Origin of the sequence: Cutibacterium avidum 44067, from assembly GCF_000367205.1 — a bacterium.
GTDB classification, from domain to species: domain Bacteria; phylum Actinomycetota; class Actinomycetes; order Propionibacteriales; family Propionibacteriaceae; genus Cutibacterium; species Cutibacterium avidum.
On the sequence record NC_021064.1, the window covers coordinates 1088177 to 1114785 of the forward strand.

At 62.9% G+C, this 26609-nt stretch carries 23 protein-coding genes; 3 read left to right on the forward strand and 20 right to left on the reverse strand.

What is annotated here, in order from left to right; genetic code table 11:
- Window positions 1–23 precede the first annotated feature (23 nt).
- A complete protein-coding gene (locus PALO_RS04990; RefSeq protein ID WP_015582666.1) occupies window positions 24–1646 on the reverse strand; it encodes an HAD-IA family hydrolase in 1623 nt (540 codons plus the stop codon).
- 7 nt (window positions 1647–1653) lie between these two features.
- Window positions 1654–5139: a methionine synthase gene (metH, locus tag PALO_RS04995; RefSeq protein WP_015582667.1), complete on the reverse strand. Its 3486-nt coding sequence runs from the start codon at window positions 5137–5139 to the stop codon at window positions 1654–1656.
- 51 nt (window positions 5140–5190) lie between these two features.
- Between metH and PALO_RS05000 the strand changes: the two genes are divergently transcribed.
- Window positions 5191–5997 carry a proteasome assembly chaperone family protein gene (locus PALO_RS05000; protein WP_004811285.1) on the forward strand — a complete coding sequence of 269 codons (807 nt, stop codon included), beginning with the start codon at window positions 5191–5193 and terminating at the stop codon, window positions 5995–5997.
- A gap of 9 nt (window positions 5998–6006) precedes the next feature.
- Here the strand turns inward: PALO_RS05000 and rpe are convergent, their stop codons facing one another.
- The 12 genes from rpe to efp all read right to left on the reverse strand — a co-directional run bounded on the left by rpe (window position 6007) and on the right by efp (window position 17925).
- Window positions 6007–6678 (reverse strand): ribulose-phosphate 3-epimerase, encoded by a 672-nt coding sequence (rpe, locus tag PALO_RS05005; protein ID WP_015582669.1) that lies wholly within the window; start codon window positions 6676–6678, stop codon window positions 6007–6009.
- A gap of 424 nt (window positions 6679–7102) precedes the next feature.
- Window positions 7103–7948: a CAMP factor family pore-forming toxin gene (locus PALO_RS05010; RefSeq protein WP_015582670.1), complete on the reverse strand. Its 846-nt coding sequence runs from the start codon at window positions 7946–7948 to the stop codon at window positions 7103–7105.
- Between the two features lie 394 nt (window positions 7949–8342).
- Complete coding sequence (locus PALO_RS05015) at window positions 8343–9707, reverse strand: RsmB/NOP family class I SAM-dependent RNA methyltransferase (protein ID WP_015582671.1); 1365 nt, start codon at window positions 9705–9707, stop codon at window positions 8343–8345.
- Window positions 9704–10651 (reverse strand): methionyl-tRNA formyltransferase, encoded by a 948-nt coding sequence (fmt, locus tag PALO_RS05020; protein ID WP_015582672.1) that lies wholly within the window; start codon window positions 10649–10651, stop codon window positions 9704–9706. The genes PALO_RS05015 and fmt overlap by 4 nt, the downstream gene beginning before the upstream one ends.
- A 36-nt stretch (window positions 10652–10687) precedes the next feature.
- Window positions 10688–12697 (reverse strand): primosomal protein N', encoded by a 2010-nt coding sequence (locus PALO_RS05025; RefSeq protein WP_015582673.1) that lies wholly within the window; start codon window positions 12695–12697, stop codon window positions 10688–10690.
- Between the two features lie 52 nt (window positions 12698–12749).
- Complete coding sequence (gene metK, locus PALO_RS05030; protein WP_004811298.1) at window positions 12750–13946, reverse strand: methionine adenosyltransferase; 1197 nt, start codon at window positions 13944–13946, stop codon at window positions 12750–12752.
- 40 nt (window positions 13947–13986) lie between these two features.
- Window positions 13987–15219, reverse strand: a complete 1233-nt coding sequence (gene coaBC, locus PALO_RS05035) for a bifunctional phosphopantothenoylcysteine decarboxylase/phosphopantothenate--cysteine ligase CoaBC (RefSeq protein ID WP_015582674.1) — start codon at window positions 15217–15219, stop codon at window positions 13987–13989.
- Window positions 15220–15231: 12 nt separating this feature from the next.
- Entirely contained in the window at window positions 15232–15579 is a 348-nt protein-coding gene (rpoZ, locus tag PALO_RS05040; RefSeq protein WP_015582675.1) for a DNA-directed RNA polymerase subunit omega, read from the reverse strand.
- 20 nt (window positions 15580–15599) lie between these two features.
- The gene (gene gmk / locus PALO_RS05045; RefSeq protein WP_015582676.1) at window positions 15600–16199 is read right to left on the reverse strand and encodes a guanylate kinase; all 600 of its coding nucleotides are present in this window, start codon (window positions 16197–16199) and stop codon (window positions 15600–15602) included.
- Window positions 16200–16255: 56 nt separating this feature from the next.
- Complete coding sequence (gene mihF, locus PALO_RS05050) at window positions 16256–16576, reverse strand: integration host factor, actinobacterial type (protein ID WP_004811306.1); 321 nt, start codon at window positions 16574–16576, stop codon at window positions 16256–16258.
- 90 nt (window positions 16577–16666) lie between these two features.
- Window positions 16667–17359, reverse strand: a complete 693-nt coding sequence (gene nusB / locus PALO_RS05055) for a transcription antitermination factor NusB (RefSeq protein WP_015582677.1) — start codon at window positions 17357–17359, stop codon at window positions 16667–16669.
- Window positions 17356–17925 (reverse strand): elongation factor P, encoded by a 570-nt coding sequence (gene efp / locus PALO_RS05060; RefSeq protein WP_015582678.1) that lies wholly within the window; start codon window positions 17923–17925, stop codon window positions 17356–17358. The genes nusB and efp overlap by 4 nt, the downstream gene beginning before the upstream one ends.
- 231 nt (window positions 17926–18156) lie before the next feature.
- Here efp and ppk2 point away from each other — a divergent pair, with 231 nt between their 5' ends.
- The gene (gene ppk2 / locus PALO_RS05065; protein ID WP_015582679.1) at window positions 18157–19107 is read left to right on the forward strand and encodes a polyphosphate kinase 2; all 951 of its coding nucleotides are present in this window, start codon (window positions 18157–18159) and stop codon (window positions 19105–19107) included.
- Here ppk2 and PALO_RS05070 read toward each other — a convergent pair.
- Both PALO_RS05070 and PALO_RS05075 read right to left on the reverse strand, forming a co-directional pair.
- Window positions 18992–20983, reverse strand: coding sequence for a heavy metal translocating P-type ATPase (locus PALO_RS05070; RefSeq protein WP_015582680.1), 1992 nt, complete (start codon window positions 20981–20983; stop codon window positions 18992–18994). The two genes, ppk2 and PALO_RS05070, sit on opposite strands and share 116 nt — an antisense overlap.
- A 115-nt stretch (window positions 20984–21098) precedes the next feature.
- A complete protein-coding gene (locus tag PALO_RS05075; protein WP_015582681.1) occupies window positions 21099–21494 on the reverse strand; it encodes an ArsR/SmtB family transcription factor in 396 nt (131 codons plus the stop codon).
- Window positions 21495–21826: 332 nt separating this feature from the next.
- Between PALO_RS05075 and PALO_RS05080 the strand changes: the two genes are divergently transcribed.
- Window positions 21827–22711 carry an endonuclease domain-containing protein gene (locus PALO_RS05080; RefSeq protein WP_373430358.1) on the forward strand — a complete coding sequence of 295 codons (885 nt, stop codon included), beginning with the start codon at window positions 21827–21829 and terminating at the stop codon, window positions 22709–22711.
- Between the two features lie 288 nt (window positions 22712–22999).
- On the opposite strand, the gene PALO_RS05085 is transcribed toward PALO_RS05080, so the two are convergent.
- The 4 genes from PALO_RS05085 to PALO_RS05100 are packed head-to-tail and all read right to left on the reverse strand — an operon-like array spanning window position 23000 to window position 26604.
- A complete protein-coding gene (locus PALO_RS05085; RefSeq protein WP_023033421.1) occupies window positions 23000–24079 on the reverse strand; it encodes a 3-dehydroquinate synthase family protein in 1080 nt (359 codons plus the stop codon).
- On the reverse strand, window positions 24076–24591 hold the full coding sequence (locus tag PALO_RS05090) for a shikimate kinase (protein ID WP_004811316.1): 516 nt from the start codon (window positions 24589–24591) through the stop codon (window positions 24076–24078). The genes PALO_RS05085 and PALO_RS05090 overlap by 4 nt, the downstream gene beginning before the upstream one ends.
- Window positions 24588–25784, reverse strand: coding sequence for a chorismate synthase (gene aroC, locus PALO_RS05095; protein WP_004811317.1), 1197 nt, complete (start codon window positions 25782–25784; stop codon window positions 24588–24590). Before aroC ends, PALO_RS05090 begins: the two co-directional genes overlap by 4 nt.
- Window positions 25785–25797: 13 nt before the next feature.
- Entirely contained in the window at window positions 25798–26604 is an 807-nt protein-coding gene (locus PALO_RS05100) for a shikimate dehydrogenase (RefSeq protein WP_004811318.1), read from the reverse strand.
- Window positions 26605–26609: the final 5 nt, after the last annotated feature.

The following is a 26609-nucleotide window of genomic DNA, read 5'->3' on the forward strand; positions in this document are numbered from 1 at the left end:
ACGTGGTCATGCGACCCCAACCATCACTTCTCCTCCTTCGGCAACCGCCACTGATCGTGCTCGGTGATGTTGCGTGGACGAGGTCCGTGATAGTCAGGCCCGTAAGCGCCCGGAGCAGGGCGACGCTTACGCACTGGCGCCGTCACACCAGGAGCAAGCCGACGTGAAATGACGAGGAAGCCGGTATGACCCGTCGTCCCGTGAGCCGGACGGATGGCCAAGCCTTCAGCGTGCCAGTCCCGGGTCGTCGTCTCGGTGGCCTGCGGCTCCGTCCATCCACCATCGGCACGAAGAGTGTCCATTACCCGACCCATCTGGGTCGTGGTGGCGACATAGCAGCACAGCACGCCGCCCGGAACCAACACCTTGCCAACCGTCTCGACGCACTCCCATGGGGCAAGCATGTCGAGGATGGCGCGGTCGATCGGCTCGGACGTAATGCCAGTCACCAAGTCGGAGACCTTGAGATCCCAGGTGGACGGCACCTCGCCATAGAAGGACTCGACGTTCTTGCGGGCGACGTCAGCGAACTCCTGCCGCCTCTCGTAGGAATACAGGCGTCCGTTCGGCCCAATGGCGCGCAGCAATGGGATCGACAGGCCGCCGGACCCGACTCCGGCCTCCAGTACGCGCGCCCCGGGGAAGATGTCGGCCCACATCGTGATCTGGGCCGCCTCCTTGGGGTAGATGATCGCGGCCTCACGCGGCATCGAGACGGTGAACTCGCTGAGAATCGGTCGCATGGCCAGGAACTGCAAGCCGCCGACGGAGGTGACGACGACTCCCTGAGGCCCGCCGATGAGGTCGTCGTGGCGCACTGCCCCCTTCGTGGTGTGGAAGATGCCACCCGACTGCAGGACGATCGAGTGTTTGCGCCCCTTGGGATCAGTGAGGGTGATCCGCTCCCCAGAACGCAGGACTCCCCCGCCGCCATTTGACACCGGAGCAGCAGGCTCGTCGGCAAGGTGCCACAGGCTGACGAGACCAGCCAGTGACAGACCGGACAGGTCCGGGCGATGAACCCGGCGAGGTCCAGGACCGATCTCGGCCAGCCCGTCAACGGTGAGCACCGCGGCCCCAGCGGTCGTCGCTGAGGTAGTCCCCTTGGGAGAATCCTCGATCGCCAGACAGTCGGCGATGTCGACGCCAAGCCTTTCGGCAGCCAACAAGTACGGATCTGGCGCCGGTTTGGCCGTCCCCGGGGTGACGTCGTCGAAGGTCACAACGGTGTCAAAGGGGTTGCCGATACGGTCGTGGACGGCCTCAAGCACCGGCTCGACGACGGCGTGGGCCGATCCCGTCACGAGCGCCATGGGCACCCCGGCCTCACGGATCTCTGTCAGCAGGTCCAGCACACCCGGACGCCACGGCACCTCTCGTTCCCGGTTGAAGGTCGAGACCATCGTGATGAGCTGGTGCCGCACATCCTCGGCGGTTACCGACTCCCCAATCTCTCCGGCCATCGCCTCGCAGACATCGGTCATCGGTCCGCCAGTGAAGCTACTGGCCTTTTCGGGCTCCCACATGATTCCGTGGGAGGACAGAATCGCCAGTTCTGCCTCGACCCAGCGAGGTTCTGTATCGACGAGGGTCCCGTCAAAGTCCCACAACACCGCTGCAAAACGGTTGGCAGTCGAGGTGTGCAAGGACGTCTCACTTGGCGTTGAAATAGTTGGCCTCCGGGTGATGGAAGACGAAGGCGTCGGTGGACTGTTCTGGATGGAGCTGGAACTCCTCCGACAGCTCCACACCGATCCTCGCCGGGTTGAGCAGTTTCACCACCTTGGCCCTGTCATCGAGGTTCGGGCAGGCGGCGTACCCGAAACTGTACCGGCAGCCCCGATAGGTCTGATGATCGATGGCATCGGTGACGGAGGTACCGTCGTCGTCAATCCTCAATTCATGACGCACACGGGCGTGCCACATCTCGGCGAGGGCTTCGGTCAACTGAACGGACAGCCCGTGCAACTCGAGGTACTCCCGGTAGGAATTGGCCTCGAAGAGTCGTTGGGTGGCAGCCGAGACGGCCTTGCCCATCGTCACCAGCTGGAAACCAATGACGTCCGGGCCGTACTCGCCAGCCTCGTCGACGTCGCGGAAGAAGTCGACCAGGCAGAGCTTCCGACCACTACTTTGGCGTGGGAAGGTGAACCGGGTGACCTCCCTCGAGGTGTCCTCGGGGTCCAGGATGATGAGGTCGTGCCCCTGGGAGAAGCACGGCCAGTAACCATCAACCACGCCGAACTGGGCCAGGTTCTCCTGACGGATGCGGTCCAGGAGAAGTCGTAAACGGGGCCGAGCCACCTCATTGACCATGCGATCCCAGGACCCGTCGCTGCGCGAACCCTTAAGACCCCATCGGCCCATGAAGGTGGCGCGCTCGTCGAGCCAGACCAACACGTCGGCCAACGGAATACCCGTCGAGACTCTCGAACCCCAGAACGGCGGGGTCGGGATCTCGACCGACCCTGGAACCGGTCGGGCCACATCGGCGCGCGGGGCATTGTCATCAGAAGTCATGTCGTCGGTCTCAACAGCGGCCTGTTTGACCTTGATACGACGGCGTCGAGGCTTCGGGAGTTCAGCTCCCGGAACCCCCTTCTTGACGGCCATCACGGAATCCATGAGGCGAAGTCCCTCGAAGGCGTCCCTCGCGTAGCGCACCTCGCCCTCGAACAGGTCGTTGAGGTCCTCCTCGACGAATGTCCTCGTCAGGGCAGCACCACCGAGCATGACTGGGTATTTGGAGGCCAGTCCGGTCTGGTTCAACTCGAGCAGGTTGTCCTTCATGACCATCGTCGACTTCACCAGCAGACCAGACATGCCGATGACGTCAGCCCGATGGGTCTCGGCGGCCTCGATGATCGCCGTCACCGGCTGCTTGATGCCCAAATTGACGACGTGATAGCCGTTGTTGGAGACGATGATGTCGACGAGGTTCTTGCCGATGTCGTGGACGTCTCCCTTGACCGTGGCGAGCACCAGGGTGCCCTTGCCGGAGGTGTCCGACTTGTCCATGTGAGGCTCGAGGTGAGCGACTGCCACCTTCATGACCTCCGCGGACTGCAGCACGAAGGGAAGCTGCATCTTGCCCGACCCGAAGAGGTCGCCAACCACCTGCATGCCGGCCAGCAGATCCTCGTTCACGATGTCGAGAGCAGCCTTGGACTCCATGGCCTCGTCGAGGTCATCCTCCAGGCCCTTGGCATTGCCGTCGATGATGCGCTGTTTGAGGCGCTCGAACAGCGGCATGGCGGCCAGCTCGGCCTCACGCTCGGCACGCATCGAGGCAGCCGTCACTCCTTCGAAGAGTTCCAGGAAGCGATTGAGCGGGTCATAACCGTCATGACGCCGGTCGTGGACGAGGTCGAGGGCGACCTCGCGCTGTTCCTCCGGAATGCGATCGATCGGCAGGATTTTTGCGGTGTGGACGATGGCCGAGTCCAGACCGGCCTTGACAGCCTCGTGGAGGAAGACCGAGTTGAGGACGATGCGGGCAGCCGGGTTGAGGCCGAAGGAGATGTTCGAGACACCGAGGGTGGTACGTACACCCGGGTAACGCTTCTTGATCTCGGCGATGGCGTTGATGGTCTCCAGACCGTCGCGGCGGGTCTCCTCCTGACCAGTGCCGATCGGGAAGGTGAGGCAGTCGACGAGGATGTCACCAATGTCCATGCCCCAGTTGTCGACGAGATCATCGATGAGACGAGAGGCCACCCGTACCTTCCACTCGGCGGTGCGTGCCTGGCCCTCCTCGTCAATGGTGAGTGCGACGACTCCAGCCCCATTCTCGACGACCATCGGCATGACGCGCTGGTAGCGCGATCCAGGACCGTCCCCGTCCTCGAAGTTCACCGAGTTGATGATGCAGCGACCGGGCAGATGCTCCAGACCGGCAGCCAGGACGTCAGGTTCGGTGGAGTCAAGGATGATTGGCAGCGTGCAGGCGGTGGCCAGTCGGGCGCTGAGTTCGGACATGTCCGCCACGCCATCGCGACCGACGTAGTCGACGCACAGGTCGAGCAAGTGGGCGCCGTCGCGGGTCTGGGCCCTGGCGATGTCAACACACTCATCCCAGTTCTGGGCCAACATCGCTTCACGGAAGGCCTTGGAACCGTTGGCGTTGGTGCGCTCGCCAATGGCCAGATAGGCGGTGTCCTGGCTCAGCGGGACGTCGTTGTACAGGGAGGCCACGGCGTCGACGTGGTGAATCTCGCGCTCGGGAACCGGTCGACCTGAAACCCGCTCGGCAATGGCATGGATGTGGTCGGGGGTGGTACCACAGCAGCCGCCGACGACCGATAGGCCGTAACGATCAACGTAGTCGTCCAGAACGGGGGCAAGATCGTCAGGACCAAGGGGATAGCGGGCCCCCTCCCCCGTGATCTCGGGCAGGCCGGCGTTCGGCATGCACATGATCGGCACCTGTGCGCCGCGGGACAGGGTGCGCAGGTGCTCGGCCATCTCGGCGGGTCCGGTGGCGCAGTTGAGGCCGATGGCGTCGACGCCGAGAGATTCCAGCACCGTCAACGCTGCACCGCTCTCCGACCCCATGAGCATGATTCCGGTGGTCTCGACGGTGAAGTCGACGAGAATAGGCAGGTCGACCTTGCGCGCGGTGCCGGCACGATGAGCGCCTATGATTGCGGCGCGAGCCTGCAAGAGGTCCTGGCAGGTCTCGATCTGGACGCCGTCGGCGCCCGCGTCAATCATGGCCTCGATGACCTGCTGGTAGACATCGCGGATGGCGGCGAAACCAATCTGACGAAGGGTCGGCAGCTTGGTTCCCGGACCGATCGATCCAACGACGTAACGCGGCTTGTCCGTACGCTTGTCAGCTGCCTCGCGAGCCAGTTTCGTGGCAGCAGATGCCAGTTCGACAGCACGTGGAGCGATGCCGTACTCCGTCAGGGCCGGCAGGTTCACACCGAAGGTGTTGGTCTCGATGATGTCAGCCCCGGAATCCAGGTAGGCGTCATGAATGCGGGAGATGACATCGGGTCGGGTGACATTGAGTATCTCATTGCAGCCCTCAAGTCCCTGGAAGTCATCTATCGTGAGATCGCTGCTCTGCAGCATCGTGCCCATGGCGCCATCAATGACGAGAACGTGCCGGGACAGAGCGGTGCGAAGGGTCATGGGTTCCAGCCTAGGGGTCAGGCTAGCCTTGGCACCATGCGATTTCGACACATGGACCGGCCATGGGTCGTGGTGGCCTTCAGTGGCTGGAACGACGCCGGCTCGGCCGCCACCCAAGCGGCGACCCTCATCGCTAAGTACTCCGAGGCGAAAACCTGGCGGACGATTGGTGGCGAGGAGTTCCACGACTTCCGTCAGACCCGTCCTGCCATCACCGTCATGAATGACGTCGAAATCGTCAACTGGCCGTGCACGACGATCCGTGTTGGCGGGTGGCAAGGCCAGCCGATCGTCATCGTCACCGGTCCGGAGCCAAGTCTGCGCTGGCGAACCTACTGCTTCCGCTTGCTGCGGCGACTACGCAAGCTCAAACCGGCTGGTCTCGTCGTGCTTGGCGCGATGGCCACTGATGTCGCCCACACACGGCAATTGCCCGTGATGGTCTCGACGACCGACCCTGACCTCGTCAGTGCCCTGGGGGCGGAGAAGCTCGAGTACGACGGCCCGACGGGCATCCCCTTCGTCCTTGTCACAGAGGCACGGCGCCACGACTTCAACGCCATCGGGCTGTGGGTCGGGGTGCCGCAATACGCCTGTGAATCCCCCTGCCCTCCGGCTGTGCAGTCCCTCCTTGTCCGGATCGAGGAACTCACCGGGATTGCCGTGCCGCAAGCTGGTCTCGAGGAGGACAAGCGAGAATGGGTCGGAGCCATCGACGAGGCCCTGTCTGAGCATCCCGAACTGGCCGAGTACGTCGCAGCCCTCGAGACGGAACAGGATGCCACCCTGCCCGAGGGGCTTACGGGAGACGTCCTGGCCGTGGAGTTTCAGTCCTATCTACGCCACCGCGGTACCTGACCGCAGTACTCAGTGGCAGCAGTCCTGGGCCGCCTGAGCCTGATTGCGCAGTGAGGTGACGACCTGGTCGGGGTCATCGGATCGGTAGACGGCGGAACCCGCCACGAAGGTGTCAGCACCGGCCTCGGCGGCGCGCTCAATGGTGTCAGCCGAGACTCCGCCGTCAATCTGCAACCAGATGTCCGCCCCGGATGCGTCAATGAGTTTGCGTGCACTACGGATCTTGGCGAGAACGGGATCGAGGAATTTCTGTCCGCCGAATCCAGGCTCCACGGTCATGAGGAGAATCTGGTCAAACTCGGTCAGGAAACCAGCGAGCTGCTCGACTGGGGTCGCCGGACGCAGTGCCACGGATGCTCGCGCTCCCATCGCCCGCAGCTCGCGAGCCAGCTTGATGGGCGCGGTGGCAGCTTCCAGGTGGAATGTGACTGACTGGGCACCGGCCTCGACATATTGCGGTGCCCACCTGTCGGGGTCCTCGATCATGAGGTGGACGTCAAACATGAGGTCAGTGGTTGGACGCAGGGATGCCACGAAAGGCGCTCCCATGACGAGGTTCGGCACGAAATGGCCGTCCATGACGTCGATATGCAAACCGTCTGCTGACGGGATTCGTCCCACCTCATCGGCGAGGCTGGCCAAATTGGCATTCAAGATGGACGGCGTGATGCGAACAGTCATGCTGTCAGCCTAGAGGGTCATACAGGGACGCGGGGAAGCACTCTCCTTGCCACGACGTCAAGACCGTGACCCATCATCCCCGCTTGAAGTGATGGGGTATCCAGAGTTGATGACGACGACTAACGCGTCGCTCGTCAACTATCGACACAGGCTCGAGTGCAGGAACACCGACGCCTGACCCGCGACATGTCGCGATGCACGGCCACTGGACGGTGGCCGATTCGGTAACCGTCATGTGTGGACATCCGCAATACCCTTTCGATGCATCATCACCAACATCGTGGCTTCCGCATCGTCCACCGGTGACGACTGCGACTCACGCCATTGCCCCGGATGTGGAAAGGACATTGATCACGACTGACATAGCCAGCCACGCCTGAGGCAATCCTCGGGACCACCACCGTGGCCCCGAGGATCATTGGTATCAGGCAAGAGTTATCGGAGCATTGGCAGCCGGCATGCAGAAGGATGGCGAGGCCGGAGCATCCTTCTTGTTCGGGGCCTTGAGGGCATCCTGGTAGGCGACCTTGAGGTCCTTCATGGCCTGGTCGACCTCGGCGACCCGCACCCATGCGTTACCACGAATGAGACCAGCCCTGTCGATGGCACGGTTGAGCAGACGGATGGTGTCGCCGTCCTTGTAATTGATGACGCAGGTGTCGCGATCAAATAGAACTTGCGCCATCAAGCGTCCCAGTTTGGCACGCACGAACTTGGTGGCAACATCGGTCGGCTTAAGGTCAGGCATGGCCTGAGCCGTAGCGAGAGCCTTTTTAAGAGCAGCCACCTCGTCGGTCAACTGCGCGGGGGTGGAATCAAGAGAAATCAGCACGTTGATAGCGTGGGCAATCTCATCGAACACGACAGTATGCGCGTTCTGCACCTTGTCCTGAATGGTGAGAGTTGCGGTGTGCGTGGTGTCGCACATGGTCAGGAACAACTCGACACGAGCCGGAATCGACTTGACGAAGGTGGTGACTCCCTTGATGACCTTCTCAAGCTGGGCCTTAAGAATCTTGGCCTGCTTCAGGAGGTCCGAAATGGTATCAATGACCTCCTTAGGAGACAGAGAGGCCTTGGCGACCTTGAGATCATTGGTCAGCGAGTGAATACGATTATTGACATCGCCAAGCAATGCGTGTGCATCAGAGGTATTACTCGACACGGCGGAAACAGCCGGCACGGCAGCGTGAGCCGCGGGGGTGGAAAGAGCGACTGGAGCCATCAGGGCACCGGCAACCAGTGGGGCGGCGATCAACTTGATCCTCATGAGGTTCTCCTCGTTAGAGCGACGTGTCCACGACTTCGGACCACATCACTGTCGCAGACGAGACCGAGTGCTGAGAATACAAAAGCCGGGATATCCCCCAAAGAGCTACCTACATGTATACCAAGGAACTTCGCAGGATGACGAGAGCTAACTTTTGTCCTCCATACCGTGTCGAGCACCACGCGCACCAAGGCCGCTGCCGACCGATGTCACACGTAGCATGTTCCGACCTACGGTGTGGTTGCCCACCAACCCGGGGCAACCACACCCTTCGGCCCCGCTTCCGGAAATACCCAGTGCATCAAGTGCCGACGTCAGCGTGGACCGGGCTGTTTCTGATCTTGGGATGTCGTTGACATCCGTCAGCCACACATATGCCTGATAATCGCATTCCTCACTCGTCGTGTATACGGAACAATGCGCAAAACATGGCATCGGTGCCGTGACGATGTGGCCACAGTTGGATGGCGTTCGAGTTTCCGGACGCAGCGATACCAGGAATGCCCGGAAGCATGGCAGGAGCGTCGAAAACGTCAACTGGCAGGGACGCGCGAGCATACTCAACGATATCGATGGTTTCGGCTCGGTGCGGTGAGCACGTGACGTATCCGACGATCCCACCTGGTCGACTGAGATTGACCGCCGAGGTAAGGAGCCGACGCTGCAGGTGGGTCAACTCCTCGACGTCAGCAGGAGTACGACGCCAGCGCGCTTCTGGACGTCTGCGCAGGGATCCCAGACCCGAGCACGGCACATCAGCAAGGACGGCGTCAAAAGACCGAGCTGGAAGTGGCGGGCACGTGCCGTCGGCAGTCATGACGCGATGGTTGCCCGGGATGGTCTTGAGGGCTTTCGCCACGAGATCAGCACGATGTTCATGCAGTTCCACCGCGGTCAGATTGGTGTTGTGCTGGTTCGCGAGTCCGGCCAGGAGCGCGGATTTTCCCCCCGGTCCGGCACAGAGATCCAGCCATTGACCAAAACTGCCGTTTGCCTCGGCTGCGTGCAGCAAGGCCAGGATCACCAATTGAGAGCCCTCATCTTGTATGCCGGCCCTCCCCTCACGCACCGCAGCGACATCGGACGGGTTTCCTGGGCGCACGACACCCCATGGGGAATACCGAGTTGGGGTCCCAGACTCAATTTCGTCGCGCTCAGCGAGGCCAGGACGGACGACCAGGGTCGGGATCGGCGGCTCGTTGTCCGCCAGCAGAGCGGCCTCCACCTCGTCAGCTCCAAGGCGATCCTGGAAGGCCTTGACGATCCACGTTGGGTGCAGGGTTCGCAGGGCCATGACGTCGACGCCCTCGCGTCCACCGATCTCGCTGGCCCATTCCTCGAGGCTGTGGGTGCTGATGCGCCGGGATACGGCGTTGACAAGACCTGTTACTCGTTCCCCGATGACTTGACGGGCCAAATCGACCGAAGTGGCCACAGCAGCTCGGGTGGGCACCCTCATGGCAAGGATCTGGTGTGCCGCCATCCGTAGGACGACGCGCACTCCGGGCTGGAGTTTGGCAGGGTTTCGCTCTGATGCGGCCTCAATGATGCGATCCCAGGTACCCGATCCGCGGGAGGTGCCGTCGACGAGCTCGGTCGCGAACGCCGCGTCACGTCCGGACATCCCGGTGGCACGCAATTGGTCGGCCAGGGCAAGGTTGGCATAGGCACCATGGGTCTCGACGGCCAACAGTGCCGTGTATGCCAGCCGTCGTGCTGGATCCGCCTTGCGGCGTTTCTGGTGGGGACGCTGATTCATCGCAGCCTGGTTCCGGCGTCAATCCCTGCGCCCCGCGCCCAGTCAGCTCCGTTCATGGCCTTCTTCCCGAAAGCCTGGACCTGCAACAGTTCGAGGGGCCGAGAACCAGTCCCGAGGAAGAGCTGCTTGCGGGTGGCGACGAGCTGGCCCGGTTGGGCCGTCGCCACGGTGTCTGGGACCGTTGCGTCGGGGCCAAGGTGGCAGGTGCGCAACACCTTGAAGCGCTTGTCATCGAGTTCAGCCCATGCTCCTGGGGTCGGGGACGTGCCACGAACCAGATGATCGATCTCCTCGGCAGGAGCCGTGAGATCAATGCGGACGTCACCTGGGTGTATCTGTGGGGCGGTCGTCACCCCTTCAGACGACTGAGGCGTCGGCTCGATCCCGGAATCGATGTCCTCGAGTGTCTGAGTCACCAGCGGGGTCGCGGTCTGGGCCAGTTCGTCAAGGAGCTCACCGGCCGTGACCGTCTCGCCAATCGGCACTGTCATGGAGCGATACACCGGTCCGGCGTCGAGGTCTTCGACGAGTTGGAAGACGCAGGCGCCCGTCTCCTCGTCCCCAGCCATGATGGCCCGCTGCACCGGAGCAGCTCCCCTCCAACGGGGCAACAGGGAGAAGTGCAGATTGATCCAACCATGTTTCGGCGCAGCCAGGAGATCCGTGGGGATGAGACCGCCATAAGCGACAACGACTGCGGCATCAATGTCGAGGGCCGCGACGGCGTCGTGTCCCTCGCCGGACTTCACGCTGGTTGCCTTGATGACGCGAATGCCAAGATCCTCGGCGGCCTTGGCGACGGGGCAGGGACGGGGTGTGCGGTGACGCCCTACTGCGGCGTCGGGCCGGGTCAGGACGGCAACAACCTCATGGTGTGGGTCGTCAACAAGGGCCGTCAGGGTGGGGACGGCTACGTCCGGGGTGCCAGCGAAAAGTAATTTCACCCTTCCAGCCTATCGGCCGGACAACGCCCGCCGGCCTCACAAGAGATGCGCAGGATCGATGACGACGCGCAGAGTGCCCTGTTCATGGTTCATGGTGTGTTTGGAACGCAGGTGGAACAAAGCTGAGGACAACTTCCCGACGGAGAGTTGTCCCACCGGACGCACGATGATCCGGTCACGCTCACTCTCTTCAGCTCGCCGCTGTTGAGGGGCCGGGCCCAGCACTTCCAGCTTGTCCCCCATGTCCTCGTTCAGTCGCTCGGTTGCCAGGGCGACCGTTTGCGGCTCCCCGTCGACGATCCCACAGGGAACCGCGGGTGGGAACCGAGCCTCTCGTCGGTCCTCGAGCTCACGGGCCGCCCAACCGATGGGATCGTTGCGAACCATGGCCTGCAAGGCAGCATCCTCCGATGGACCGACGACGACCACCCGCCCGCCATCGCGAACTGATCTGACGAAGGCCATGATCGCCATCCAGCGATCAACGGTCTGTTCCACCGCAGCCAGCCCCGGTCGAGTCAGGGAGGACAGCGCATCGAGGATGACGGCGCAGGAGTATCCCGATTCCGGCACTGGTTCGGCCCCCGGCGTGGCGACGACGAGTCTGGGAGCTGAGTCGACGCTGTCTCGCACGTGGTTTCCCGAGGAGTCGACGACGGGCACGTCCGGGAAGGCGCGGCCCAGTTCGCCGGCCGTCGTCGTCGCTCCAACGATTCCGGACCTGACGTCGGTGGAACCGCACTCGGGGCAACGCCACCGAGGTAGATGGGTGCCGCACCAAGTGCAGTGCAGGTCAACTCCCGTGCCAGTACGCCGTCCTGTCACCGGGCCGCAGCAGGAAGGGCATCTCACGGATGTCCGACACACCGAGCAGGACGGTGAGACCAGATCCCCAACTCGAGGCACCGACACCAGGACCGGTCCACGCAGCAACCCCTCACGGATCGTCGTCATGGCCAGATCGGGCAACCGCACGGATCGGGCCAACGGATCTCGTTCCAGAGCGAAGTCGGAATCCCCTGGGACGCGTACCGGAGCACAGACAGATCTCATCGTCTGACGGTCTGCCCGAATGCCCACGAGCCAGCCTGACCTCAGCCACGACGCACTGCGAACCGAGCAGGAGTAGCTCGCCAACAGCAGGGCGCCGTGATCGACCTGGGCTCGTAGGGCGGCGACATCTCGGGTGTTCGGGTAGGGAGCTCGCGGTTCGTCATGGAGGTCAGAGCACTCGTCCCACACTGCGACCAGTCCGAGGTTCTCGACGGGGGCCATGACAGCTGACCTGGTGCCGATGATGACCTTGGCCGTGCCACGAATGACGGCCAGGTAATGGCGCCATCTCGTCGACGCCGGTTGATCAGCGTGGAGGACGGCCACCGTCCCCGCTCCCAGAACGGCTTCGAACCTGGAATGGAGGGTGGTGACATCCTCGACGGTCGGACAGCAGACAATGGCACTGCGCCCGGAGACAAGGGCTGCGGAGACGGCCTGCAACAGGCCATTGGCCCAGTCCCCCAGACCGTCGTCGTCCCCCGGACCACATACCGGAGTGACCCGCCAATGAACTCGGGGACGCTCGCCGGCTGCCACCAGGTCGAGGAAATGACGTCCATCCGTGAGAGCCCGCAAGGTGCCTGACGGCATCGTCGCGGACGGGACTGGCCACAGCGGCGGGTCAGCGGCCTCTGTCGTCGCATGACGGGTCGGAATGGCCCACCTGAGCACCTCGTCGAGGGTGCCAGCCCAGTGATCGGCAACCTTGCGAGCCAGCCTGAGCTGGTCCGGGGTCGACACGACCTGTTCGGAGATCAACTTCACGACCGGGGAAAGCTTGACCCCTGGTTCCTGTTCGTGGTCGACCGCCATCACGACGCCGTCACACAGCCGTCCGGCGAGTTTCACCCTGACCCGCGTTCCCGCCTGAATCCGACCGACGAGGTCATCAGGGATGAGGTAGTCGAAGGGACGGTCCAGGTGCGCCAAACCAGAGGAGACGACCACATGGGCAATCCATGTGGTCGTCTCCAGCAGCGGTTCGGTCATGGGTCAGATACTACGGCCCACCACCGACGGCATCGCGACAGATGGTGTTCTCTCAGAGACGGGCGGCCGCGGCCAAGGCCTCGGCACGGTCCGTCACCTCCCAGGTGATGCCAGGGAGCTCGCGCCCGAAGTGTCCTCCGGCGACGAGCTGGGAGTAAATCGGACGAAGCAGATCAAGGTTCTTGATGATCGCGCCGGGACGAAGGTCGAAGACCTCGGCGACTGCGCGCTCGATCTCGATCTCGGGAACGTGGTTGGTCCCGAAGGTGTCGATGCGGAATCCCACCGGACGCGCGGCACCGATAGCGTAAGCCACCTGGCACTCGCAGCGGTCGGCCAGACCTGCGGCGACGACGTTCTTGGCCACCCAGCGCATGGCGTAGGCAGCGGAACGGTCGACCTTAGAGGGGTCCTTGCCGGAGAAGGCACCGCCACCGTGACGGGCCATGCCGCCATAGGTGTCGACGATGATCTTGCGACCGGTCAGACCGGCGTCGCCCATGGGGCCACCGATGACGAACTTGCCGGTCGGGTTGACGAGCACCCTCATGTCCTTGTGATCAAGGTCGTAGCGCTCCAGCACCGGGTCGATGACCAGGCGACGCAGATCAGGGGTCATCGTCGCGTCGATGTCTACCCCGTCGCGATGCTGGCTGGAGACGACGACGGTGTCCACCGCCACCGGCTTGTCGTTCTCGTCGTAACGGATCGTCACCTGGGTTTTGCCGTCGGGGCACAGGTAGTCCAGCGCGCCCTCCTTGCGGACCTTGGTGAGTTGCAGGGACAGGGCGTGGGCCATGTCAATCGGGAGTGGCATGAGGGACGGGGTCTCGGTGCAGGCGTATCCGAACATCAGGCCCTGGTCGCCAGCGCCCTGAGCGTCGATGAGGTCAGTGGAACCATGCCGAGTTTCATAGGCTGAGGTCACGCCCTGGGCAATGTCGGGGCTCTGGGCATCAATCGCGACCGAGACGCCACAGGAAGCACCGTCGAAGCCCTTGGCCGAGGAGTCATAGCCGATGTCAAGGATGCGGGAACGAGCAATACCCGCGATGTCGACGTAGGCCTCAGTGGTAACCTCGCCGCAGACCATCACCTGACCGGTCGTCACGACCGTTTCCACGGCTGCGTGGGAGTGGGGATCCTCGGCAAGGAGAGCATCGAGGACGGCATCAGAGATTGCATCAGCAATCTTGTCGGGATGGCCTTCCGTCACCGATTCGGATGTGAACAGACGAGTGGTGGGCATGGTAGTTTCCTGTCCGCGCGGCCACAAGCCGCGCATCGTGTTACTGAGTGGCCAGCAGCGTGTGGACCTCGTCGAGGACCGCTACTGCAACCTGCGACTTAGATCCGGTGACGCGTCGACCGGGCCCCTGCTGGTGGACCACGGTGACATCGGTGCCGACCTTGCCGAACACCTTCCCCTCGCTCACGTCGTTGACGACCAATAGATCGCATCCCTTGCGGGCGAGTTTGGCCTGCGCCAGCTCAAGGAGCTGGGCACGGTCAGGTGCCGTCTCGGCGGCAAACCCGACGACGACCTGATGCGGTACCGATTGGGCACAGATCCGGGCCAGGACGTCGGGAGTCTGGTGGAGTTCGAGGGACGTCGTCGCGCCGACGGCGGAGTCCCCCTCGTGTTTCTTGATCTTGGTGTCGGCGGCCACCGGTGCGAAATCGGCGGCCGCAACGGCCTGGATGACGACATCGGCGTGAGGTGCCAGATCGTTCATGGCCTCGGCAAGGTCCTCAGTGCTGTCGATCCGCGTCACCTCGACGCATGACGGCATGACGACATCGACGTGAGCTGCAACGACGTGAACATCCGCACCTCGAGCAGCTGCCACCTGAGCGATGGCCTTCCCCATCCGTCCGGATGAGGAGTTTCCGAGGTAACGCACTGGGTCGATGGCCTCGCGGGTGCCACCCAGCGAGATGACGACGCGTTTCCCTGCAAGATCCCGGCGGCACATTGCGTCAGCGGCATCCGGACAGGCCAGCAACAGCTCAACGAATTCGGCGATCTCATCCGGATCAGGCAGTCGCCCAGGACCGGAGTCCCGACCGGTGAGGCGCCCGGATGCAGGATCCTTGACGACGATGCCATGACGACGAAGGGTCGCGACATTGTCGATGGTGGCTGGATTCTGCCACATCCCGGTGTGCATGGCGGGCGCCAGCACAACCGGCGCGGACGTGGCGAGAATCGTCGTTGTCAGGAGGTCGTCGGCGTGACCACCAGCGATACGCGCCATGAGATCGGCGGTCGCTGGGGCAACGACGACCACGTCGGCACGCTCGGCCAACCGAATGTGCTCGACGCCGGGAACATCGTCAAAGACCTCGGTGTGGACCGGATGCCCACTCAGTGCCTCCCACGTGGGACGACCGACAAATTCGAGGGCGGCCCTGGTGGGGACGACATGGACCTCATGACCGGCCTCGGAGAGGAGTCGCGAGAGCAGACACGCCTTGTAGGCGGCAATTCCTCCTCCGACACCAAGGACGACGACACTCACGCCAGACTCAGATCAGGCGTTCGGATCAGCGAGATCAGCGAAGGGATCGTCGAGCTCGATGGACGGGGCCTCCTGGGCCGCAGCGGCCTGAGCAGCGATCTCCTCGGCGTCCATCTCATGGGCCTCAACGACACCGGCCTGGATCTCACGCATGGCGATGGACAGCGGCTTCTCCTGGTTGGTCGTCTCCACGAGCGGGCCGACGTTCTCCAGCAGCCCCTCCGCCAGCTGCGAGTAATACGCATTGATCTGACGGGCGCGCTTCGCGGCGAAGAGAACGAGGCGGTACTTCGAGTCGACGTGCTCGAGGAGCTGGTCGATGGGCGGGTTGACGATGCCTTCAGGCGTGGTCTCGGTCAAGGAATGTCCTCCCAGTGTGGTCATAGACCCAACAACCCTACCAGAGAAGCAACGGCATGGTCCACGGTGTCGTTGACGACCACGGCGTCGAACTCATTGGCATTCGCCAACTCCACACGAGCCGTCTGCAACCGGCGCTCCCGCTGTTCGGGGGTCTCCGTCCCCCGACCGATCAAACGGTGGACGAGCTCGTCCCACGATGGCGGGGCGAGAAAGATCTGCGTGGCCTGCGGATATGTCTCACGCACCTGGCGGGCACCCTGAAGATCGATTTCAAGGATGACGGTGCGATCATCCGCAACCGCTTTCTCAACGGGTTCGCGTGGGGTGCCGTATCGGTGGCTGTTGTGGACGACGGCCCACTCCAGCAGCCCGTCACCGTCGACAAGCTCGTCGAACTGCGCCGGGGTGACGAAGTCGTAATCGATGCCGTCACGCTCAGTGGGGCGAGGCGGACGGGTCGTCACCGACCTCGAGACGACAATCTCGGGGTGGCGACGGAACAACGCGCCGACCACCGTTCCCTTGCCGACGGCCGTTGGCCCTGAGACGACGGCCACCGTGACGGGATGGTCGTGTCGAAGACCACGGGCCTGTGGGATGACGGGGTCGCTGCTCATGGCAACACCCTAGTGGTCAATGGCGACGACGTCGCGCAGCGTAGGGGCGAAGAACCTCAGGAACAACGGTCGAACTCGGCACGCAGGCCGGCGATCTGATGTCTGCCCAGGCCACGAATGCGGCGATTCGGGGCGATATCGAGGCGCTCCATGATCTCGGCAGCGCGCTTCTCCCCCACGCGAGGAAGGGCCTTCAGCAGGTCAACAACCTTGACGTGGGCGAGTACATCGTCCTCGGCAGCCTCGTCCAAGGCCTCGGACAACGACAGGTCCCCGGCGCGAACCCTCGCCTTGAACTCAGCCCGGACTCGCCTGGCCCGTGTCGCTGCTTCACGAGCAGCCGAAAGCTGTTCCGGTGAAAGAGTGGGTATGGACACGAGCCCCTCCGATCAAGTGTGCAGCCATTCCGAACAGTGCGGAAGGTCTCCACCAGAACCCTGGTGGAGACCTTCGGTACACTAGTCTGCTTAGTCGGAGCTTGGGGACGATTCGTGGGGATCTGTGTCCAATTCGTGATCGTTGGATGTCGGATGTTCTTCCGATTCCAGATCTACCCCGTCAACGGATTCCTCCACCACTGATTTTTCGGTCACGTTCTCGCCGTCACCAGCAGCCTCCGGAGGGGCAACGTCCGCAGAGGACACGTCCTCCACCCGAGCAGGGCCGTGGACAATGACGGCGTTAAGCAAACCATTGAGGAATGGCGCCGAGTCATCGGTCGAGAACTCCTCACTCAGCTCAATGGCCTCAGAGATGACGGCCGGGTCCGGCGTATCCGTATGCAGAATCTCGAAGGCGGCCAGGCGAGCGAGGACACGATCGACGCGCGGCATCCGGTCCAACGTCCAGCCCTCGGACAGACAATCGGTGAGGACCGAGTCCAGGCCAGCCTGAGAGGCAGCCACCCCGCGAACCAGATCAGCCGCGAACGGGCGTACCGAGTTGGTGAAGACGCCCGGGCGGGCGGCCAAGACCTCGAGGATGTCGGTACCCATGAGATCAGCCTCGAACAGAATGTCGAGGGCCTGTTTGCGCGCCTTGGACCGCGTCGAGAGGTCAGCGTGCTTCTGGATGTCTCCGCTGACGCGCTTGACCTCGAGGTCTCCGATCCTCTCGATGGGGCCCTCGTCGTCAGGCGTCGGAGTGGTGTTCGTACTCACTTCTCGGAAATACGACCGAGGTAGTCGCCAGAGCGGGTGTCGACCTTGACCTTCTCACCGGTGGTGATGAAGAGCGGAACCTGGATCTCGCGACCGGTCTCGAGGGTGGCGGGCTTGGTGCCGCCGGTGGAACGATCACCCTGCAAGCCAGGCTCGGTGTAGGTGATCTCGAGCTCGACCGAGGCGGGCAGGTCAATGTACAGCGGGTTGCCCTCGTGCAGGGCGACGGTGGCGGTCTGGTTCTCGAGCATGAAGTCCTTGGCGTCACCGACGACCTCAGAGGGAATTGGCAGCTGCTCGTAGGTGGTCTCGTCCATGAAGACGTAGACGTCACCATCCTGATACAGGTACTGCATGTCACGACGATCGACCTCGGCCGACTCGATCTTGACGTCAGAGTTGAAGGTCTTGTCCACAACCTTGCCACTCAGCACGTGTTTCAGCTTGGTACGAACGACGGTGTTGCCCTTACCCGGCTTGTGGTGCTGGAACCAGATGACCGTCCACAGCTGGCCGTCGAGGTTGAGAACGGTGCCGTTCTTGATGTCATTGGTGGAGATAACCACAGGTCGGTCCCTTTCGAGATGAATTGCGTCGATCATGGATCAGGATGCGGCACGCCAGCCGACATCCTGGACAAGTCTAGCGGACGGGGGGCTTCAACCCCCTATGCCGGGGGAAGGCAGACCCATGACAGGCAGGTGCGGACCACTCGCCGCTCCCATGACATGGTCCCGTCATGTCCCGTTCATGTCGTTGAGGCCTTGGCCGCACACCTCTTCAGTAACGTTGACACCATGCACGACCTTGACTCCACCGGGCTGCGCGCCCACTTTGATCCTGCCACGGATTCCGACCAGCACTCGCTGCGTGAATTCATTGACCTGGTCGCTGATGCCGGATATGTCGTCGATTCCGATGAGCACGGAGACGATCCCGAACTCATCGCTCCAGACGGTTCCGCCGTGGAGACCTGGCATGAGGATTACCCCTATCCGAACCTCATGGACAGGCGAGAGTACGAAACCCAGAAAAGGTTGCTGCAAATCGAGCTTCTCAAGCTCCAATACTCCATTGACGACACCGGCGACCGTCACGTCATCGTCTTTGAGGGACGCGACGCAGCCGGGAAGGGTGGCGCGATCAAGAGGTTCAGTGAGCATCTCAATCCCCGTCGCTGCCGTACCGTCGCCCTCGACAAGCCCTCGGACCGCGAGCTCGGCCAGTGGAACTTCCAGCGTTACATCCAGCATTTTCCCACTGCCGGCGAGATAGTCCTCTTCGACCGGTCCTGGTACAACCGGGGCGGCGTCGAGCGGGTAATGGGATTCTGTACTGACGAAGAGCATCGAATCTTCCTGCACCAGGCCCCAAAGCTCGAGGAGATGATGATCGAGTCGGGAATCCACGTCACCAAGTTCTGGTTCTCGGTAACCCGTCAGGAACAGCGCACTAGGTTCGCAATTCGTCAGCTCGATCCGGTTCGCCGCTGGAAGCTCTCCCCAATGGACTTGGAATCCTTGGGACGTTGGGACGATTACACCCGCGCCAAGGAAGAGATGTTCGCCGCGACTGACACCGATGCTGCCCCGTGGATTTGCGTCAAGTCCAATGACAAGAAACGCGCGCGTCTCAACGCCATGAGGTATTTCCTGTCCCAATACGATTACGAAGGCAAAGACGAAGACGTCGTCGGCCAGCCCGATCCTCGGTTGGTACGTCGAGCCCGAGACACCGTTGGAGACTGAGGGAGGCTGTCCCGCCGGGGTGGATGGCGGCGCCCCTGACGACGGGGCTGATACGCGATTCTGGGCGCCGTCGTTCACCTGCGTTGAACCCAGTGGGAATAAGCCGCGCCGAGTTGAGGATGAAGGCCGTCTCACTACCGACGTGAACCAGCGCCGCTCCGAGAGGTCCGAGAGCTCCGGTCGCGGCCAGGACCATGCCGAGGACATCCACGGCTAGGGTCCCGACGACGTTGAACCAGATGATGCCTCGCACCCGTCGAGCCGTTCTGACGGCGCCGGCAAGGTCGGCAAGGTCCGAGGAGATGAGGACGACGTCGGCAGATCGTCGAGCTATCTCAGTACCGGCGCCCATGCCCACCCCAACGGTGGCTGCCGAAAGAGCGGGAGCGTCGTTGACGCCATCACCAACCATGACCACCTTGCGTCCCGATGCCATGAGTTCCGAAATGACATCGGCCTTTTCAATCGGACGCAATCCAGCACGGACCTCGTCAACACCGACCTGATCGCCCACTTGTCTGGCTGTTGCCTCCGCATCTCCCGACAACATGACGACCTGAAGCCCCATGCGGTGCAATTCCTCAATTGCTGCTGCGGACGTCTCACGAATCTCATCAACGAACTGGATTGCGCCAATCCATTCGTCGTCCACCCACACGTATGACCGCGCGATGGCGTCCGTGGAGAACCCGGCGGGGACGCGTCTGCTGACCTCGACGCGGCGACCGCCGACGACGCCTGAGACACCATGCCCAGGCTCATAGCGGAAGTCCTCGGCCATCAAGGCCGTCACGTCACTAGCCGCGCATATGGCACGGCCAACCGGGTGTTCGCTGAACTGCTCGACGGATGCGGCCAGGGAGAGGACATCGTCATCCGCCCAGCCTGCAGCCGGGTCGACCTTGGAAACCGTCGGTTGTCCAGCAGTGATCGTGCCCGTCTTGTCGATCACCACCGTGTCGACCTGACCGAGTTGCTCCAGGTGCACGCCGCCTTTCACGAAGGCTCCGCGTCTGGCAACCCGGGCCATGCCAGCCAGAATCGCCAGTGGCGTGCCAGCTGCAACACCACATGCACCGGCGACGACGATGACCGAGATGGTGGCTCGCAGGTCGTGGGTCGCGAACCAGGTGATGATTGCAGCGAGGAAGGCCGCTGCGACGATCCAGGTGGCAACGCGATCGCTGAGCCGCTGAACCGGGGTCGGGCTGTCCTGGCCGGAGCGCACAGCCTCGACGATCTGACCATAACTGGAATTGGCTCCGATCTGCTCGACGCGCACCTCAATCGCGCCGCCATGATTGACAGAACCCGCCAGGACGCGGTCCCCTTCACGCACGGTCACCGGCATCGGTTCGCCGGTGATTCGGGACTGATCAACCTCGGATCTTCCCGCTTGAATGAGTCCATCCACGGCAACTCGATCCCCTGGCGAGATCACGATGAGGTCCCCCACGGTGAGTTCAGCCAGAGCAGTGTCGACGATCCCGTCGTTGCGTCTCACCCGAACCGTGTCCGGGAGGAAAGCCATCAGGTCGGTGAGAGCGTCACGACCGCGCTCCATGGAGAGGTCCTCGAGGATCTCGGCGACGAGCACGAATGTGGTGATCATGAGTGCGGTGACCCATTCACCGATCGCTGCCGCAGCAGCAATGGCACACAGCATCGATAATTCCATACTCATGTGGGCATGACAGAGATCGTCGAAGGCCTCAGCGAGGAAAGGCCAGCACCCGACAGTCAGGCAAATGACCCCAATCGCGGGGACCCGGTGTTCTGGCCATACCAGACCCAGTCCGACGATGACGGCAGCGACGGCGCAGAGAGTCGCGCGCCAGCCGAGATCAAGGTCAAAACGGTCACGCCAAGAGGGCATGGATGTTCTCCTGAGGGAGGTAAATGTGGTCAGCGGAGGTTCTCGCGCCGAAAAATGCGCCCTCGGCGGGCGGAAGACGGTTCCTGTGTCATCGGAAACGGAACCGGCGTGACGGTCAGGCCGTCGTCGTACGGCTGGCCGGGCAACGCGCACCCTGGGTCATCTCAACCATGTGGTGGGTTGGAATGGCGTCGACATCGTGTTCTGCCTGGAAGACAGCCTGCGAAACTAGATTGCGGGCGCGCTCGTCGGTGAGGCTGTAGAACATCGTTGTGCCGTCGCGGCGGGCAGACACCATGCGACCCATGCGCAATTTGGCCAAATGCTGGGAAACAGCGGTGGGGCGTTTACCGACGACTTCCGCCAGATCTCTCACGGACATCTCGCCCTCCCGAAGAGCCAGGATGATGCGAATCCGAGTTGGGTCAGCGAGCAGGGCGAACACTTCCGCCGCAAGGTCGACATAATCGCTGTCGATACCAAAGGTGCATGTATGCGTATCTTCGCTCATATGAAGATACTACGGGTGAGCGATGAGCCCTGGCAACCTCCGAAATCCCCGGCGCGAGACATTCACAGCGCAATCCAAGGTAAACATTGGGTCTTGGCGCGGGTTGTTTGTGGCAATTGCGGTGATGACAGTGTGAGGTGACGCCCCACCCAGCGAGAAGCTCGACCAGTCTCTAGTTGTCCACAACCGTGGTCGGTACCCGGACCACACTTGTCCACAGATCTGACATTGCCTGACGGATTCCGGGGTCTCCGACGACAACTGAAGACGTGAGAACCTTTCAAGACCAGATCGAGCGCCGCGGAATCGCGCGTATTCACCGTCATAGCTACATCCGGGGTCAGGCCGACCGGGCGGTGGCACGCGGAGACGCTGTCCGCATCCTGCCCGGGGTCGTTGCCGCCACACCCCTTGCTCGCGACCCAGAGACAATCATCCGGGCGCTCTTCCTGTGGCACCGGGATGTCGTCCTCGTAGGCAAGACGGCCCTCATCCTGCTCGGGATGACGGCCCCAGGTTCGGTTCGCCCGATGGACTTGCGCACCGTCGACGAAGTTGAGGCATTCTCTCGAACCCGTGCCCTCGTCAGACCGGGCATCCGCGTTCATCGCTGGCACGTTCCGCACCGATTCATCACCGAGAGGGAGCGGATTCGTCTCGCAGCACCGGAGGTCTCGGTCCTGGTGTTGGCCATCCAAGGGGAATGGGAGTGGGTTTGTGAAGCGTTGAGGCAACGGCTCGTGACCCCTGAAAGCTGCCGGCGCGCACGCAAGAGCCTCACGGGTCGTTACCCAAGGGACCAGGTCGATGCTGCTCTGGCCGACATCACGTTGGCGGCATGGTCAATTCCCGAGTTGGAGATGAGCCGAATGCTGAGAGCTGTCGGTATCACCGGCCACAAACCAAATCACAAGGTGCGGGTTGGCGACAGGTACTACTACCTCGACCAAGCATTTGAGGACGAGAAGGTGGCCCTTGAGATAGACGGCAGAAACGTCCATGGCACCGCAGATGGTTACGAGGCAACAATGATGCGATCAGCCCACCTCGATCGGCATGGCTGGAAGGTCCTTCACACCACCCCAACCATGATCCGACACAACCCGAGATTTGTACTCGACTGGTTGGCGTCCCATCTCCACCGTCGCCATCGGCCCAAGACCATGTTCACCGAACCGGTGTTGCGGAAGATCATGGGCGGCCTTGCCACGGCCTAGCCGCCACCTAGTTCAATCTGGCATGGCGTAGCCGCCGTTCTGAGCTGTCACCCGGTACGGCTGTGGAGATGTCGGTTGTGACCACCGACCGTGCGGCCTCGAGTGGCAACCTCAGCTTTCATAACCGCGATTGCCGCATGAGGGTACGGACAGTCGTGCTCGGAGACATCAATGCTCGTTGACCGGCACCCATATCGAGGTACCAACCCCCGGCTGGTCATCAATGAGCGGACGCCTCAGCAGTCGCGCGAGCAGGAAAGCGACGTAACAGCGACATACGCTGGGACATCAGGCGCTCTGCAGGCTCCGGTAGCACTCGCCCAACACGTCCTCGGAGGGGTCGACGATCATCGCGACCTCACCGGGCTCCCTGATACCGACAAATCTCAGGACGCGCCGACCAGTGCCTGGTTCGAGCCGGGTCTTCTTGTCGAGGTTCATCATCGCGCGAAGATCCGCCCACGCGACCTCATCGAAGGTGGTGGGAAGCCCGATCCCCGAGAGGATGGTCCGGGTACGATCCACGACCTCGACAGACAGTCCCAGGCACCTCCGGGACAACTCAGCAGCGAAGACCATCCCGACGGCGTCCGCTTCACCGTGGCGCCAGGTGAAGTGCTTGTGGGCCTCCACCGCGTGGGCCAAGGTGTGCCCGTAGTTCAACCTCTCGCGACCAACCTGGCCACGTGATGACGTTCGTTCGTGCAGATCTCCGCTGACAACGGCGGCTTTGACCGAAACTGCCCTGGTCAGCACCTCGACGAAGGCCTTCGAGGTGACGTCAAGAACGTCCTGTCCCTCGACGAGGTCAAGAATGACAGGATCATTGATGAATCCACACTTGACAATCTCTGCAAGCCCCGATCGCACCTCACGCACAGGCAAGGTTGTCAACAGATCGGTATCGCACAGCACCGCCCTCGGTTCGTGGAACGCCCCGACGAGGTTCTTCCCAGCCGGGATATTGATGCCGGTCTTGCCGCCGATCGCCGCGTCGGCCATGGCGAGCACCGTCGTCGGGATCTGGATGACGTCAACCCCACGCATCCACGTCGCCGCCAAGAACCCGGCCAGATCGGTGGTGGCTCCACCACCCAGACCGACGATGACGTCGCCGCGGGTCATGCCAACCTCAGCGAGTTCTTGCCAACCCCTGACCAGGACATCAGGTGACTTGGCGGCCTCGGCATCCGGCACCGCGATGATGATCGGATCGTCAAGACCAACTCGACCCACGAGGCCCAGAAGCGGCTCGGGGCACACGACCGCGACCCTGCGACCTGCCACGAGACCAGCCAATTCCGTCACAGCGCCGGAGCCGATCCTTACCCGGTAGGGCTGAGCCGTTGCTACCTCGACAAGGTTCATGACTCCCCCTCCAGGTCGGCCAGCTCACTCATGATCGCCTCGACGACCTGGTCGGGAGTCAGTTTGTCGGTGGACACTCGGATGGTTGCCGGACGCTCGTACACCGCTCGCCTATCCTTCATGAGCCGCACCAACTGCGAGTGCACCTGGCTTCCCAGCAGCGGTCGGCCGGTGTCCTTCAGCCCCACCCGGTCAGCCGCGGTACGAGCCGAGACGTCCAGCCAGACGACACACACCTGATCCAAGGCCTTACCGACCTCGATGTCGACCGGAGCTCCACCACCCAGGGAGATCACTCCACCGCATTCGATCGCAGCGAGGGTCTCCCGCCTCTCCACCTGGCGGAAGTACGGCTCTCCCTCGACGAGGAAGATCTCCGGGATGTCGCGCCCCTCGACCTGTTCGATGAGAGCATCAACGTCGACGAATTCCTCCTCCAAACGCTCAGCCAGGAGCGGCCCCACGGTCGACTTTCCCGATCCGGGTGCACCAATGAGAACAATGACGCTCACGGAGCCACCACCAGACCGCGCTCGGCCAGGCGACTCAGGTAGGCTTGAGCATTACGGCGGGTCTCGGCCACCGAGTCTCCGCCGAACTTGTCCAGGGCGCACTCGGCCAACACCAGGGCAACCATGGCCTCGGCCACGACACCTGCCGCCGGGACCGCGCAGACGTCGGAACGCTGATGATGGGCCGTGGCGGCCTCACCAGTGGTGGTGTCGATCGTCGGCAGGGCGCGGGGAACAGTTGCGATGGGTTTCATGGCCGCCCTCACCCGTAACACCTGGCCGGTTGACATGCCGCCCTCGGTACCGCCCGCACGATCACTCATGCGGTGGATACCCGCCTCGGTCGGCTCCATCCAGTCATGGGCCTGAGAGCCGCGACGACGGGCCAGCTCAAAGCCGTCCCCCAGTTCGACACCCTTGATGGCCTGGATCCCCATGAGTGCTCCGGCGAGACGCGCATCGAGTCGTCGGTCCCCCTGGCTGTGGGATCCCAACCCAGCAGGCAGACCATATGCCAACACCTCGACGACACCACCCATGGTGTCGCCCTCCTTGCGGCACGCCTCCACCTCAGCAACCATCCGCTCGCTCGTGGCCGGATCAGCACAACGCACCGGATCAGCGTCAATACAGGCCAGATCCGCCGGTTCCGGCCGCACATCCTCAGGACACTCGACAGGCCCGAGGGACACGACGTGGGACAACACATCGACGTCGAGGGCCTGCTTGAGGAAGGCCTTGGCGATTGCTCCCAGGGCCACTCGCGCAGCGGTTTCACGGGCCGATGCGCGTTCCAGGATCGGACGGGCCTCATCAAAGTCGTACTTCTGCATACCCGCGAGGTCAGCATGTCCCGGACGGGGACGGGTCAGAGCAGCACCACGAGCCTGACCGGCCAGCTCCTCGGGGGATACCGGTCCGGGAGCCATGACGGTACGCCACTTGTCCCACTCGGAGTTACCGATCCGGATCGCGATGGGATCGCCGAGGGTCTCCCCGTGACGGAACCCCGCGATCAGCTCCAACTCATCGGCTTCGAAGAACATCCGGGCCCCTCGCCCCACCCCGAGGCGACGACGTCGCAACTCCTCTGAAATCTCGTCGGCCCCGACGCGGACATGGGCCGGGATGCCCTCCACCGTCGCGACAAGGGCAGCGCCGTGGGACTCCCCGGCAGTGAGGTAACGCAACATGGGGCCCAGTCTCTCAAAGGCGGGCGCGCTCAGCCAGGGCGTTCTGCGCTGTGGACCTCAAGACATCCATGGGCACGTCATGGCCCGTCATGAGACGAACCTGGTCGACGGCCTGTCCGGCGAGCAGGTCGAGACCGTCGATGACCGTGATGCCAGCGTTCTCCCCAGCCACCGTCAGCGGCGTCGGCCACGGGTCGTAAATGACGTCGAAGACGGCGTCAGCATGGGCAACGAGGTTCTCAGCCCGGTCCATGACAGACCCGGCCGGAACCGTCGAGACCATGAGGTCACAACGCGACGGCTCGGACTCGAAGGGCAACCAGGCGACGCGGATCCCAAGACGGTTGGCAAGCTCAAGGATCTCGGTCGACCGATCGCGAGAGCGCGACATGATGATGACCTCGTCTGCCCCCAGTTGGACGGCAGCGGCAAGAACCGACCGTGCCGTCGCCCCCGCTCCGAGCATGACGACCTTCCCAACCTCGGTGACGCCTCGAGACCGAAGCGCAGCTCCGGCGCCGGTCACGTCGGTGTTACGGACGATGGTTCTCCCGCCACGACGCACCCAGGTGTTCGCCGCTCCGAGCAGTTCGACGGTCTCGTCGGTCTCCCCCAACTCACTGAGATCAACCTTGTGGGGCATCGTCACCGACAAGCCGCGCCACGACTCGTCCAGCTCATCGACAAAGGTGCGCAGTCCACCGGGCTCGACGTCAACGGCGTCATAGGACCAGTCCAGTCCGAGAACCCGATATGCGGCCCGATGGATTGCCGGCGACACGGAATGAGCCACTGGATGACCAACAACCGCGCACCGCATCGTCA

What these genes read in the sequence shown, in the direction of transcription:
- PALO_RS05000 (WP_004811285.1), top strand. Translation starts at nt 5,191, where the DNA reads ATGGACCGGCCATGGGTCGTGGTGGCCTTCAGTGGCTGGAACGACGCC.
- PALO_RS05075 (WP_015582681.1), bottom strand. Translation starts at nt 21,494, where the DNA reads ATGAGCGAAGATACGCATACATGCACCTTTGGTATCGACAGCGATTAT.
- ppk2 (WP_015582679.1), top strand. Translation starts at nt 18,157, where the DNA reads ATGCACGACCTTGACTCCACCGGGCTGCGCGCCCACTTTGATCCTGCC.
- PALO_RS05070 (WP_015582680.1), bottom strand. Translation starts at nt 20,983, where the DNA reads ATGCCCTCTTGGCGTGACCGTTTTGACCTTGATCTCGGCTGGCGCGCG.
- PALO_RS05025 (WP_015582673.1), bottom strand. Translation starts at nt 12,697, where the DNA reads ATGACCGAACCGCTGCTGGAGACGACCACATGGATTGCCCATGTGGTC.
- PALO_RS05015 (WP_015582671.1), bottom strand. Translation starts at nt 9,707, where the DNA reads ATGAATCAGCGTCCCCACCAGAAACGCCGCAAGGCGGATCCAGCACGA.
- metK (WP_004811298.1), bottom strand. Translation starts at nt 13,946, where the DNA reads ATGCCCACCACTCGTCTGTTCACATCCGAATCGGTGACGGAAGGCCAT.
- rpe (WP_015582669.1), bottom strand. Translation starts at nt 6,678, where the DNA reads ATGACTGTTCGCATCACGCCGTCCATCTTGAATGCCAATTTGGCCAGC.
- PALO_RS05100 (WP_004811318.1), bottom strand. Translation starts at nt 26,604, where the DNA reads ATGCGGTGCGCGGTTGTTGGTCATCCAGTGGCTCATTCCGTGTCGCCG.
- PALO_RS05010 (WP_015582670.1), bottom strand. Translation starts at nt 7,948, where the DNA reads ATGAGGATCAAGTTGATCGCCGCCCCACTGGTTGCCGGTGCCCTGATG.
- PALO_RS05085 (WP_023033421.1), bottom strand. Translation starts at nt 24,079, where the DNA reads ATGAACCTTGTCGAGGTAGCAACGGCTCAGCCCTACCGGGTAAGGATC.
- aroC (WP_004811317.1), bottom strand. Translation starts at nt 25,784, where the DNA reads ATGTTGCGTTACCTCACTGCCGGGGAGTCCCACGGCGCTGCCCTTGTC.
- metH (WP_015582667.1), bottom strand. Translation starts at nt 5,139, where the DNA reads ATGACCCTTCGCACCGCTCTGTCCCGGCACGTTCTCGTCATTGATGGC.
- gmk (WP_015582676.1), bottom strand. Translation starts at nt 16,199, where the DNA reads ATGAGCAGCGACCCCGTCATCCCACAGGCCCGTGGTCTTCGACACGAC.